This window comes from Oceanisphaera litoralis, from assembly GCF_016907015.1.
Taxonomy (GTDB): domain Bacteria; phylum Pseudomonadota; class Gammaproteobacteria; order Enterobacterales; family Aeromonadaceae; genus Oceanimonas; species Oceanimonas litoralis.
Genome location: NZ_JAFBBE010000003.1, coordinates 80,293 through 93,422 on the forward strand (window position 1 = coordinate 80,293; position 13,130 = coordinate 93,422).

8 protein-coding genes are annotated in these 13,130 nt (G+C 55.1%); 4 read left to right on the plus strand and 4 right to left on the minus strand.

Translation table 11 applies throughout. The features are described from left to right. Window positions 1-7: 7 nt before the first annotated feature. Both HNR62_RS02540 and HNR62_RS02545 read right to left on the minus strand, forming a co-directional pair. Entirely contained in the window at window positions 8-3,550 is a 3,543-nt protein-coding gene (locus tag HNR62_RS02540) for a helicase-related protein (protein ID WP_204794526.1), read from the minus strand. 669 nt (window positions 3,551-4,219) lie between these two features. Beyond that, window positions 4,220-5,230: a zinc-dependent alcohol dehydrogenase family protein gene (locus HNR62_RS02545; protein WP_204794527.1), complete on the minus strand. Its 1,011-nt coding sequence runs from the start codon at window positions 5,228-5,230 to the stop codon at window positions 4,220-4,222. Window positions 5,231-5,393: 163 nt separating this feature from the next. On the opposite strand from HNR62_RS02545, the gene HNR62_RS02550 reads away from it, so the two are divergent. Together HNR62_RS02550 and HNR62_RS02555 are read left to right on the plus strand one after the other, a co-directional pair. After that, window positions 5,394-6,308 carry a LysR family transcriptional regulator gene (locus tag HNR62_RS02550; RefSeq protein WP_204794528.1) on the plus strand — a complete coding sequence of 305 codons (915 nt, stop codon included), beginning with the start codon at window positions 5,394-5,396 and terminating at the stop codon, window positions 6,306-6,308. After that, window positions 6,298-7,425 carry a hypothetical protein gene (locus HNR62_RS02555; RefSeq protein WP_204794529.1) on the plus strand — a complete coding sequence of 376 codons (1,128 nt, stop codon included), beginning with the start codon at window positions 6,298-6,300 and terminating at the stop codon, window positions 7,423-7,425. Before HNR62_RS02550 ends, HNR62_RS02555 begins: the two co-directional genes overlap by 11 nt. Before the next feature lie 223 nt (window positions 7,426-7,648). On the opposite strand, the gene HNR62_RS02560 is transcribed toward HNR62_RS02555, so the two are convergent. Beyond that, window positions 7,649-7,852 (minus strand): cold-shock protein, encoded by a 204-nt coding sequence (locus tag HNR62_RS02560; RefSeq protein WP_071474100.1) that lies wholly within the window; start codon window positions 7,850-7,852, stop codon window positions 7,649-7,651. Between the two features lie 481 nt (window positions 7,853-8,333). Here HNR62_RS02560 and iscB point away from each other — a divergent pair, with 481 nt between their 5' ends. Beyond that, window positions 8,334-9,680, plus strand: coding sequence for an RNA-guided endonuclease IscB (iscB, locus tag HNR62_RS02565; protein ID WP_275587993.1), 1,347 nt, complete (start codon window positions 8,334-8,336; stop codon window positions 9,678-9,680). Between the two features lie 159 nt (window positions 9,681-9,839). Here iscB and HNR62_RS02570 read toward each other — a convergent pair whose 3' ends face one another. Then, window positions 9,840-11,330 (minus strand): diguanylate cyclase domain-containing protein, encoded by a 1,491-nt coding sequence (locus HNR62_RS02570; RefSeq protein ID WP_204794531.1) that lies wholly within the window; start codon window positions 11,328-11,330, stop codon window positions 9,840-9,842. A gap of 473 nt (window positions 11,331-11,803) precedes the next feature. Here HNR62_RS02570 and HNR62_RS02575 point away from each other — a divergent pair, with 473 nt between their 5' ends. Further along, the gene (locus HNR62_RS02575) at window positions 11,804-13,081 is read left to right on the plus strand and encodes a DEAD/DEAH box helicase (RefSeq protein ID WP_204794532.1); all 1,278 of its coding nucleotides are present in this window, start codon (window positions 11,804-11,806) and stop codon (window positions 13,079-13,081) included. The last annotated feature ends 49 nt before the right edge of the window (window positions 13,082-13,130 follow it).

Here is a 13,130-nt window from a genome sequence, read left to right on the forward strand (position 1 = left end):
TATTTCTTTATATCGTGTGCTCGGGGGGCAAAGCGCGTGACAGCAGGTCGTCCAGGTCGTAGTTGATGCTGGCCACGCCAAAGTCCGGCTCGGCCGTAAACGGATTCTTGATGTAAAAAGGCCCTTCATGGTCATCGCCGTCGACCACCACGATGGCCAGAAAGAACTTCTCCGCCTGGTTGAGGCCGTAGATGATTTCGTTGCGGCTGACGGTAATGGTGGTTTGGCCCTTTGCCCTGCCCTTTATTTCGATATGACGATCGGGCCTGATGGAGCCATCGGCATTCACGGGCGGCCTGGCGGTAATATCCCAACCGCATTTGTCGGCGCTAACGTCCTTCACTTCGTGGCCCAAGGCCTGTTCGGCGGCGATCACCGCCGCCATCGCCACTTGCTCGATGCGGGCGCGACTGGCTGCATCGATGGCAAAGCGGGTTTCCCCCTTGCGGGCCGCCAGCAATCCCTGAGGGATCACCAGGGCGCCGCCCACCACCACAGGGGTACTGGACACCACGTTTTTCATGGCGGTCAGCTCGGCCTTGCGCTGCTCCAAACGAGCGGTCAGCTCATCCACCCGGCGCCGGGCCATTTCGGGTTGAATACGAGGCTGCTTACCGGCGCTGACATCGTCCGATAGCTTGATGTAGCGATCCGACCAGTGGTTGATTTCCTTGACCAGCCGCTCGTTGACCGCCGCCAGTATTTTGTCGGCCTGCTGCTGGCGCCGGTGTTTTACCTCTTGATAATGCTCCGGCACCAGTTGCTGGGAGGCATGAGCCAGCGCCAGGGCATCCAGGTTGGAGGCCAACCAGGGAGCGGACAGGATGTCGTCAATCAGCTGGCGCTCGTCTTCCGCTATCGGCACCAAATCCAGGTGCGGCGCCCAACCGGCATGACTGGCCTGCCCCTGTTCGTTGATGGCAACAAACTGCACGCGGCGCGAGGCCACGGCGTTTGGGTTGGCACTTTCGCGCACACTGTGATCCACCATAAACAGCACCCTGGGCTGCTGGCCATCGTCACTGGGGTCAACCAGCACCGCCCCTTGCTTGAGCTTGGGGCGATGGGCTTCCAATACCAAATCGGTGGTGGTGTGCATCAAGGGGTGCATGGGGTGGATCAGATCGGCCATGGGTTTACCGGCCAGCCGGACATGCTGCTTTTCAAAACAGATACGCTCGTATTTGCGCAACACAGGGGTGCGGGTTTCACCGATGACTCTGTCCCGCTCCCGAATACTGGCTGGTACATGACGCACTTCATGGCGGCCCGTTTCACGGGCACGCAGCTCTCCGCCCAGTGCCTGAAAGGCTTCGGTAAAAAAGGCCCGAATAAAATAGGGTTGCAGCCGTCTGGCTTCGGCCTTTTCCATTTCTTCCTTGACCGCATACAGCTGATCCAGCCCCATGTGCTGCTCGACCAGGGCATTGCGCTTGAGAATATCCGTGAGGTGGTCGGCATCCAGCGCGCCTTCAATCACTTCACTCATGCGAGCCTTGACACCAGGGTCTTCCCCATAGCGAATGGCATCGATTAACAGCTCTTTCAGGGAAATGTTATCGAAGGCCTCGCCCAGCACATCGAACACCTTGCCGCCGAGCGCAGCCCGTTCGATTTCGATTTTTTCGAACAGCTTCTGGAAGACTTCCCCCTCCCGGGTTTCATTGGCCACGATATTCCACAGGTGGCAGACCTCGGTCTGGCCGATACGGTGAATACGGCCAAAGCGCTGTTCGAGCCGGTTGGGGTTCCAGGGCAAGTCGTAATTCACCATCAGGTTGGCATTCTGCAAGTTCACCCCTTCCCCGGCGGCATCGGTAGCAATCAGCACCACGACTTCGGGGTCATTGCGAAACTCTTCCTGGATCTTGCGCCTGTCATCCCGGTTGGTACCGCCATAGATGGTGCGCACGGCCTTGGGGTTGCCGAGCATGTCTTCGATGCGTGCGATGAGGTAGTTAAGGGTGTCTTTATGCTCGGTAAAGATGATGAGCTTGCGACGGCTGCCGGCCTGGTCGAACATTTCCGGCTTGTCCTGCAACAGACTGGACAGTTGTTCCCATTTTTTGTCGTTGCCCGATTGCACGACGGTCGACGCCTGGTATTCCAGATCTTTCAGAATGGTAATTTCGGCTTCCAGCTCGGGAATGGTTTCCGCCGCAGTGGCCTGATCAACCACCTGCTCGGCCAAGCGCTCGTATTCTTCGGCGCTCAGCTCTTCATCGAGCTCGTCGAGGTTATCGATCAGATCATCAATGTTTTTCTTTACGCCGTATTCACCCAGGGTCTCGGCGATGTGTTGTTGCCTGGCAGCATGGCCACGGGCCAGCAATTTGGTTTCTTCCAGCCGCGCTTCCAGACGTTTCCGGCGTCGCTTGAGCGACTGGTAAATGGCCTCGGGACTGGAGGCCAGACGGCGTTGCAGCTGGGTCAGGGCAAACCCCACTGTGTTCTTTTTATTACCGCTCAGCTTGTCGGCCCGGTTCATTTCCTCCCGCACATAGGTGGTGACCTGCTCATAGAGGCTGGCTTCCAGATCCGACAGCTGATAGTTGGCGGTATAGGCCCGGCGCTCGGGAAACAGCGGAGTACCATCGAATTTCAGCAGCTCTTCCTTGACCATACGGCGCATCATGTCGGATACATCGACCTTGTGGGCGCCTTCACGGAATTTACCGTAGAAGCGATCGCTGTCCAGCAGTGACAGCCAGATCTGAAAATCGGCTTCCTTGCCATTATGGGGAGTCGCCGTCATCAGCAAAAAATGACGGGTGATGCCACCGAGCAGTTCGCCCAGCTGAAAACGCTTGGTCTTGTTGACCTTGTTACCGAAATAGTTGGCCGACAGCTTGTGCGCTTCGTCCACGATGATCAGATCCCATTCGGTATTTTTCAGCTTGTCCTGAAACTCTTCGCTGCGCGAGAGCTGATCCAGGCGGCAGATAAGCTGGTTGGCCTCATCAAAGTAATTGCCGGAGGCACATTGCTCCTGCTTTTCCCGACTGAAGATGTCGAACTGCACGCCAAATTTTTCCAGCAGCTCGTCTTGCCATTGTTCGGTAAGCGAGCCGGGTGAAATGATGAGGATGCGCCTGGCATCGGCACGCATCAATAATTCACGGATAAGCAACCCGGCCATGATGGTTTTACCGGCACCGGGGTCGTCGGCCAGTACAAAGCGCAGTGGCTGGCGCGGCAACATGGCCTCGTAAACGGCAGATATTTGATGGGGAAGCGGTACTACATTGGAGGTGTGCACCGCCATCATGGGATCGAACAGGGCAGCCTGGGTTATCCGGTAGGCTTCCAGCCCCAGTTTGAACTCGGCACCGGGGGCATCAAAGGCCCAGGCCAGCCCGGCCGTCGCCAACGAAAGCCGGGCTTCGTCGGAGCGAAACAGCATCTGCTCGGCAAGACTCCCCTGACTGTCTTTGTAGTACACAGTCAGGGCGTGCTCACCCACCAGCTCCACCTGCACCACCCGGACAATGCCTTCGGCAAGCAGCCCCCGGATCTGGGCGTCTTTTTTTATATCTTCCAGCTTTAGCATTCCGTGCTACCCATAATCACTTTGCTATCGATAAATTCCAGATAGCCAGTGATCTCTTCTTATTATCGACTGGGAATTGCTGCACATGGCCATGATGGTGCCAATATTCAGCAACGCTGCTTGCATTCCATAACTTACAAAAACAAAGTCTCAGCCGTTTCTATAAAGCGGACTCATTTATGACTAAATCAGGGTGCCGAATGAATAGAAAACACTCATTTGACGCTATTCTTGACCCTAATGTATAAAAAATCAACCGAATCCGACTCATATTGAGATGCATTTTTTTTGTTATGAGACTTTGGTTGTGAGGCTGCGGACTGATATCGATGGAAGCTGGCGCTTAAAATCGACCAGCCGAGGAGGTACCACTTCCCTCATGTCCTTTGGGTTGATGACGGGAAGAGTCCATGACGGCCATTTAAGCCGCCATGGTTAGATTGATTGATACAGGGAGGGGGTTAAGTGATTTTCACTATTCGATTTGGGTGTTTTTGCTGCTCAACAAACACCCGACAACTCAATATTTATATATCGTTTATTCATAAATGGATATTTATATTAGACGATATGAATATATACGAAATGTGAACGCGATTTAGCGCTCGGAATTAATCGGGTGATGATGCCACTGCGGGTGTTCAACCTTAGATCCTTCGCGCCCAGCACTTACGAAACTTTGATGACGACTTTGCCAAATGCACCGCGGGCCAGGTGCTCGTAGGCCTGAGGGGCTTCGTCAAACGAATAGACGTGGTCGATCACCGGCCGAATTGCGTGCTGGTTCAGAAACTCATTCATGCGATCAAAGGACGAACGGGGGGCTACCGCTATTCCCCGAATGGTTGTCTGTCGGAATATCAGTGGCATTAAGCTGAGGGTGGTGGTCTGCCCGGTGAGGAAGCCGATCTGAGCGATCTTGCCTGCGGCCTTGGTGGCCGCGATAGACTGATTCAGCCCCTCACCACCCGCAACATCCAGCAGCAGGTCTACGCCTTTACCATCGGTGAGCTTGAGCACTTCCTCTTCCCAGCGTGGGTTGGTCCGATAGTTTACGCCGGCGACAGCGCCGAGCTTTTTCACCGCTTCCAGATTGTCGTCACGGCTGGAGGTGATGATCACCTTCGCGCCAAGCGCGGTGGCAAGCTGCACCGCGAAAATTGATACACCACCGGTCCCCTGCACGAGTACGGTTTGACCCGGCTGAATCTGGCCGAAGTCCACCAGCGAATACCAAGCCGTCAGCGCGGCAATCGGCAGGGTTGAGGCTTCTTCGTCAGACATGTTGTCAGGGGCACGAACCGCGCTTTCCTCGTGGATGATCATGTATTCGGCCAGGCCACCCGGTAGCGGCGAGCCGAAGCAGTAGTCGGGCTCGTTCGGTCCTGGCTCGCCATCGAGCCAGCGTGAATAAAGGTGCGAGTTGACACGGTCACCGACCTTGAATCGCGTGACGCCTGCGCCGACCGCGACGACAGTACCCGAAGCGTCGCTCACCGGGATCAGCGGCTTCGGCACCAGGTGCGGTTCGTAAATGCCATCGACGATGGCTTTATCACGAAAGTTCAGTGAGACGGCACCGACTTTCACCAGCAGCTCTCCCGCCTTGGGTTCGGGGGTGTTTGTATCGCCAAGTACCAAATTATCGAGACCAAAATCTTTTAGAAGCCATGCTTTCATTGTCTATTTCCATGTGGGTGAGTAACAAACTGGCGCTATTGTTTGTGATCGGAGTGACCCGATAAATACCTGGCGAAGAAAATTACTGTTGCTAAATAATGTAACAATTCATAATATCAAGTTTCCTTGTATGGCAATAAAACGGGTGGCGAGCGAGAAACCGATGGAGCTACTCAAGACAATGCAGGTGTTTTGTCGATTGGCAGAGCTGGGCAGCTTTACCCAGGCGGCCGAGGCTATGCAGCTAGGGCGTCCCCAGGTGACCAGAACGATCCAGGAGTTAGAGACGTCTTTGGGCGTGCGTCTTTTTCATCGTACAACCCGAAAAGTTCGACTTACTGATGAAGGTGAACAGTTCTATGAACGCGCTCGGGAGATCCTTGGGGATGTTGCGAAGGCCACGTCCATGTTCAGGCGTTCCAACGCCACCATACGTGGAAAGTTACGTATCGACGTTCCTGCGGCATTTGCACAGCCAAAACTCATAGAGAACCTTCGAGAGTTCACCTCTCTCTATCCCGAGATTGAGCTGGCACTTGGGGTCACGGATAGAACCGTGGATCTGGTGGCCGAGGGAGTAGACTGTGCCATACGCATCGGCGAGTTACCCGATTCAAGTCTGGTAGCCCGTCGCATAGGTGAAGCGACCATGGTTACTTGTGCAGCCCCCAGCTACATTCGAGACTACGGTGAGCCTAAGACACTAGAAGACCTGCATGCGCACTACGGTGTCAGGTTCCTGTCCGGACACAACAAGCGACCATTGCCTTGGCATTTTCTTGATGGGAGCAAAGACCAAACCTATGTCAACCGGCACGGTATTATCGTCAATGAGTCCAACGCCTATGTAGAATGCGGTGTGGCCGGCTTCGGCATTCTTCAGGCACCGGGCATTACCCTTGAACGCCATCTTATTGACGGTTCCTTGGTCGAAGTGCTCAGGGCCTATCGTCCCCGTCCCCAACCGGTATCCGTCTTATACCCCAGTCGATCCCACTTGGCCCCTCAAGTCCATGCTTTCGCGGAGTGGGTGGTTGAGCAGTTCCCTACCATCTACCAGAACTGGATTGAAACTTAGCTGCTTCCCGGGTTTTTATCACACCCTGCCCTTGGGTTCCATGGCAGCAGTCGGTAATATCTATGATACTTGCAGCGTTAGCCTCGACCGTCTGGATAATGATGAGGCGATCGACCAGCTCGCGCTTGAAAGTAACCAGAAGCTTGAAAAAGACGGAGTGAACATGTCTAACGACCCCGAAATCAGTCAATCTGTGGAAGCTTCTCTATCCACCCCCTCTAGCGATCTCTCCTATACCGAAGCGGCACTCTACGCTGTGTTCCTGAGTACCAGCGCTACCAAGACTTCTCCTCCCCCCAAGGCCATCGTCAAGATGACGGTGCTGGGCATACTGGAGTCACTTCACACCGAACCCGACGCCACCATGGGTTACTACGAACTCGGGAAGGAGAGCATGGGGGTCCGCCGTCCCTTGTTTTCTTATGTGGTTGACTCACTGCACCTTCTCTCGGAAGAAGCCTTGCGCTACCTGAAGGGCCTGGCTCTTTACGGCAAGCGTGAGCTGGAGTACGAGGATGAAATGGAGCAGGTGACCATAGAGGCGGTGTTGGGTTACGCCGTCGCCAAGATAGACTCGGTGCTGCCGGAAGATGCGCCGGATACCGATAGAACCGAGGTGGCAAAAATCCTGGACCGCTCCCTGGCGGGTATCGATGGGGTGGTAGTCTACGACAGTGATTCGGTGCGCAAGTCCTGTACCGTGCTTTACAAAGGTCTCCAGTTGGGTGTTGTGGGTGAGCGCGCAGCGAACGGTATGGTGGTTATACAGTTGGGCGAGGAAGACGAGCGTACCGATACCATTGAAGCCGCTGTCGCGCTGCTGAAGGAAAAGATAAAGGGGGTCGAATCCTCTACCCCACCCTCGGATTTCTCCTCGTTGGAAGAAAGGTTGGTGATGGCCTTCTATGCGATGGACGGCGTAGAGATCCGGGAGGATGACGTCAGTAAAACATCCTGTTTGGTCAACTATAACGGTAAACTGATCGCCACCGTCGCCCATTACGATGGTAACCAGGCGACGATGAAGATTCCCGGAGAAACCATCAGTATCCGCACCCCGCTTGCGCAGATAATTGATAACCTCAAAGAGGCCGTCAGGCACAGCGGTAGTCAATAAGCGCTCATAAAAAGGTCCCTTCGGGGACCTTATATTTTTCCGGCCTGGCTCTCATTGCCGAACGACTTGTTTTGTGATGCTGTGATGCGGAATATTTATTTTCAAGATTAATGTATGTTGGCATAACCTATATCTGTTGATGCCGTCCTGTTTTTACCGGCCTTCAGATACTAAAAAACCCGCCGAAGCGGGTTTTTTGGGGTCTTGAATTACCGGAAGGTAATTACAGAGCCTGAATCTGTGAAGCCTGAGGACCCTTGGCACCTTCGGTAGCGGTGTAGGATACTGCCTGGCCTTCTGCCAGAGTCTTGAAGCCACCACCGACGATTTCGGAGAAGTGGGCGAACAGATCTTTGCCGCCATCAGCCGGAGTGATGAAACCAAAACCTTTTGCTTCGTTAAACCATTTTACGGTGCCGTTAGCCATTTTATCTTACCTTTATTTTAGTGACGAGCTTATGCTCGGAAAATGCAACAAATATCAAAGAAGGGAAGTTTGGTGACTGCAGTACCGTAAGGAACAAACAATATACAAAGGCCGCGCTAACTTGAAACTCTTGCTGGTGTGCACTCTACGGAAGCAAGAGGGTGGCGTCAAACATTATCGTGAATATAGTTCGTCAACTACCCCGCCATGAATGACGGGGCTTGTGAAAACAAGCCAGGTTGACCAGGGTAAGCTGGCTAGTTAATGGTCAGCTACGTTATCCATAGGTCGTTAAGACCCACTCCGGGATGCTTCCTTAGTCCCGGACTCTGGAAGGGATTGATCACGCTGGCGAAAGGTAAAGCGCCGAAGGTCTTTCTCGCTACTGCATAGTAGGAGCCGGTGGATAACATTCCCGAGGGGAGAAGGACACACGTCCTCGTTACCAGGCCCGTAAGGGCATTAATAGGGAGAAAATAGCATGGCTGTTTTCGTATTGGATAAACAAAAAAGGCCGTTGATGCCCTGTAGCGAAAAGCGGGCCCGCTTGTTGCTCAGTCGCGGCCGGGCGGTGGTGGTCAGCCAGGTACCGTTCGCCATTCGGTTGAAAGACCGGGTGGATGGCGAGCGGCAACCGCTGCGGGTCAAGTTCGATCCGGGCAGCAAAACCTCCGGGGTCGCGGTGGTACGCGAAGCGGTGGATAACCGTAAGGTCCTGACGGTATTGATGTTGATGGAGCTGGTGCATCGCGGTGCCCAGATCAAGAAGGCATTGCAACAGCGGGCCGGGCACCGTCGCCGTCGCCGGAGTCAGAACCTGCGGCACCGTGCCCCGCGCTTTAATAACCGCACCAGGAGCAAGGGCTGGTTGCCGCCGTCATTGCAGCACCGGGTCGATACGCAACTGGCCTGGTTGGGTAAGATATGCAAACTGGCGTCGATCACTTCGGTGGACATGGAGCGGGTGCGCTTTGATATGCAGTTGATGGACAACCCCGAGATCAGCGGAATTGAATATCAGCAAGGCACGCTGCAAGGCTACGAAATACGCGAATATTTGCTGGAGAAATGGGGCCGGGAATGTGCCTATTGTGGCGATAAAGATATTCCGCTCCAGGTCGAACACATCGTGGCAAAAGGGCTGAAGGGCAGTAATCGGGTGAGTAACCTGACCATGGCCTGCCAGGCCTGCAACCAGGAAAAAGATCGGCAGTCACTGGAAATCTTCTTTGCAACGAGCAAGGCACTGGCCCGGCGCCTCAAGGCCAATAAGCTGTCCGGTCCGGCTCGCCTAGAGCGGGTGCTGAAGCAGATGAAGCGGCCACTGCATGACGCGGCGGCGGTCAATGCCACGCGCTGGGCGTTGTACCGTGCCTTGTGCGCCACCGGCTTGCCGGTCAGCACCGGCAGTGGCGGCCAGACCAAGTTTAACCGGTGTCAGCTGGGGATTCCCAAAACCCATGCCCTGGATGCGGTGTGTGTTGGTGAGGTAGATGTGGTCAAGGACTGGCAGAAGCCGACGCTGGTGATCAAGGCCATGGGTCGGGGCAGTTATCAGCGCACCACCCTGAATAAATACGGTTTTCCGCGTGGCTACCTGATGAACGCCAAAAAAGTACATGGCTTCCAGACGGGTGATATGGTGCGAGCGACCGTGCCAACAGGCCGAAAAGCCGGGGTGCATCAAGGTCGAGTGGCCATCCGGGCAACTGGCAATTTTAATATTCAAACAGCAAATGGCCCGGTGCAAGGCATTAGCTGGAAACACTGTGCGCTCATTCAACGAGGAAATGGCTATGGCTACCACCAGACCCCTGCTGTTCGCTGATAAAAGAAACAGTGCAGCGTGCTTACGCACGGTGCATTATCCCTCCCCGTCATGAATGACGGGGCTTCCCATGCATTTTTTGGTGAATATAGTGCAAGATTGCCGGTGAGGGCTTACCCGGTCGCCCCACCGGTCTGAAAGTACATCACCGACTGCCCCTTATCGGGTATCCGCTCCCGATGTTGTTTGTGCTTCGGGCGTGATGGCAGCATCACCCGCAAGATGCCGTACATTGGAGGCAAAGCGTCGATCCGGATGTTGTTTGGCCTGATACATGGCGTCATCGGCGTGCCCTAACAGGGTAGCGGCATCGGTGCCATTTTCGGGGTACAGACTGCTCCCCAGACTACCGCTGATGCATACCGACTGGTTGGCGATGACAAAGGGTTGTTGCAGGATATCCAGTATACGGTCGGCAACCAGATCGATCTCTCCGGCATGACCAATATGCTCCAGCACTATCACGAACTCGTCTCCGCCCAGGCGGGCCACGGTATCGATCTCACGAACACAAGATAACAGCCGCTTGGCCACCATTTGCAACAGGACGTCTCCGGCGGCATGTCCCAGTGTGTCATTGACCGCTTTAAAGCCGTCCAGGTCAATAAACAGCACCGCTATCCGGCCCTGATGTCGTTTTGCGTGACTCAGTGCATGTTCCAGCCGGTCCATCAACAAAGTACGGCTGGGCAAGGCGGTCAGCGCATCATGGTAAGCCCGCTCAAGTTGCTCGCGGGTGTCTTCTGTCTTCCACATCCAGAGCAGGCTCCCCCCCATCAGCACAATAAGCAGGATGAGAGCAAAAAAACCCATCAGGACCTGTTTCTGTTGTTCGGCCTTTCGCCCTCCTCCCAGCCATTTTTCATGTAGTTGCTGAAAGGTGCCGTTGCGTTTCAGGATGGCCAGCCCCTGGTTGATTTGCGCCAGCAGCTCCCGGTTACCTTTGCCAACCGCAAAGCTATAGGAATAAGGCGATGAAATAGAGCCGGCAAGCACCAGGTTCGTCAGTTTGTGTTGCTGAACCTGGTACATCCCTATGCTTTGCAAGCCGACAACAGCGTCGTGCCGTCCGGCCGCCAACCGCCTTAATCCGGCGGTGATATCCGCCACCGTTACCGTTTTCAGCTCCGGGGACAGATTGAGCAAATAATACCGTGAAAAGTCGCCCGCTATGGTGATGACTTCCTTGTTATGTAAGTTATGTAAATCATCAAGAGAATAGATCTCGGTATCGTCGGCTCGAACGAACATGGCGATAGGTGATACATGATGAGGTTCGGCGAAATCGTATAACAACTGTCGCTCCGGTGACGATATCATGGTCGCCATATCGACCTCCCCGGTCTTGAGCCGGCCCGGTATCTCCTTCCAGGGCATGGCCCGGAATTCCACATCGAACCCCATGACTTCACCGATTTGGCGAATGAGCTCGATATTGAAGCCGATGACCTGATGGGAGCTGTCGTTTGCTTCGAAGGGAAGTGACTGCTGATTCAGTGCGTAGATATGGACAGGGCGATGGGCTGCGTGGGATGCCGAGGTAACGAGCAACAATAAAAATGCCGGTATCACCGTCTGCGAACTGCGAGACAGGATATTCAATAATGTGCACATCACCGGGGATACCCGGCTGGATATGAATATAGCCACTAGCACTGCTCCCGATACCTTAGCTTCGTGTTTTATTGTTTTTCTGGCTTATTGTTTTCTGGCTGTTCGCGTCGCGACCACTGCCACACCCTGTTACCGGTGCATATCCTACCTTGAACCGGGCGCTATTATTGTTACGCACCACACAAGAATTATCATTTTGACATAAAGAAAATCATTTTTCATTGCAATGCGGGGCTGGACAGACAGCAGACCATGGCCGACAAGGTCAGCAGCGTGCAGGAAAAGCGCTGAATTCGCGTAAAACAACACCATTTCAGTGTTTTATCCTGCCTGGTCTCGAACTTCCCCGGGGCTGTACGAAGAAAAACAGACGTTTATGCTGTCTTCGAGCCATGAACCTTCACCCCATGAACCTTCAGCCCATAAATCAAGGCCGTTTACTTGTCTGCTCCGGCTGTTTAGACTTCTGCTCCCCTTTCTGTTGGTATTTCCATTCTGTTGGTATTTCCATGACCTTTGCCGAGCTCAAGCTTCACCCTGATCTGCTGGCCGCCTTGCCCAGCCAGTATCAGCAGCCCACCCGCATCCAGCAGCTGGCCATTCCGGTGGCCCTGACCGGTCAGGATGTGCTGGCGCTGGCCCGGACCGGCAGTGGCAAGACCCTGGCTTTCGGTTTGCCTCTGTTGCAGCAAATAAAGTTGCAGCAAGCAAAATTGCAGCAAGCAAAATTGCAGCAAACAAAGCAGGACGAGGCCGCCCCCCAGGCGCTGGTGCTGGTGCTGGTGCCCACCCGCGAGTTGGCCACACAGATAAGTACCGTGCTGCAGCCGTTGGCGCAAGCCATGGCACTGAAACTGGTCATCCTGTGTGGCGGGATTGAGCAGGAAAAGCAGATCGCCGCGCTGGCCACGGGCCCGCAACTGTTGGTGGCCACGCCCGGTCGCCTGCTCGACTTGCTGGAACAACAGCTGCTGATCCCGGATACCATCACGCATCTGGTGCTGGACGAGGCCGATCGCCTGCTGGAAATGGGCTTCTGGCCCGACATTCAGCGGATCTTGGCCAGGCTGCCCGTGCAGCGGCAAAGTCTGCTGTTTTCGGCGACCCTGCCCGCCGAGCTGGAGGAAATTGCCAGCCGGTTGCTTATCGACCCCCGCCGTATCGAGGCCCATGCCGGCAACAGCCTGGTAGATGAGGTTGAACAACGTTGTTATCTGGTCAACAAGGGCAGCAAGGCCCAGGCGCTGATCGGCTTGCTTAAACAAGATATCTGGTCACAGGTGCTGGTGTTTATCAATGCGCGGGACAGCGCCGATGCCCTGGCCAAAAAACTGAACAAGGCCGGCATCGATGCCGCCGCCCTGCACGGCAACAAGGATCAACAGGTGCGGGAACAGACGCTGAACGAGTTTAAAACCGGTCGCTTGCGGGTACTGGTGGCCACCGATTTGCTGGCCCGGGGCATAGATGTGACGGCGCTGCCGGTGGTCTTCAACCTGGACCTGCCCACCAGCGCACCTGTCTATGTACACAGGGTTGGCCGTACCGCCCGGGCCGGTCGCAGTGGTCTGGCCATTTCCCTGGTGTGCCACGCCGAGGCAGAGGCGCTGGCGGCGATACGTACGCTGACCGGTTCCGAGTTGCCGCTGCACGCGCTGGAAGGCTTCCCGGTCACGGATCGGGTTGCCAGCGGCGAGCGCAAGCGTCCACCGCGCGACAAACAGGCCAACCGCCGCAGCGCCGGCAAGCGCAGCATCAAGCAGTTCAAAAGCAACTCGTCACGTTGAAGGGTCACGCTGCTGCACACTGCTGCACGCTGCTGCACACTGCTGAATG

Bases quoted from the DNA above. Each gene is read 5' to 3' on its own strand.
- HNR62_RS02540 (WP_204794526.1), bottom strand. From the start codon at position 3,550: ATGCTAAAGCTGGAAGATATAAAAAAAGACGCCCAGATCCGGGGGCTG.
- HNR62_RS02545 (WP_204794527.1), bottom strand. From the start codon at position 5,230: ATGAAAGCATGGCTTCTAAAAGATTTTGGTCTCGATAATTTGGTACTT.
- HNR62_RS02550 (WP_204794528.1), top strand. From the start codon at position 5,394: ATGGAGCTACTCAAGACAATGCAGGTGTTTTGTCGATTGGCAGAGCTG.
- HNR62_RS02560 (WP_071474100.1), bottom strand. From the start codon at position 7,852: ATGGCTAACGGCACCGTAAAATGGTTTAACGAAGCAAAAGGTTTTGGT.
- iscB (WP_275587993.1), top strand. From the start codon at position 8,334: ATGGCTGTTTTCGTATTGGATAAACAAAAAAGGCCGTTGATGCCCTGT.
- HNR62_RS02575 (WP_204794532.1), top strand. From the start codon at position 11,804: ATGACCTTTGCCGAGCTCAAGCTTCACCCTGATCTGCTGGCCGCCTTG.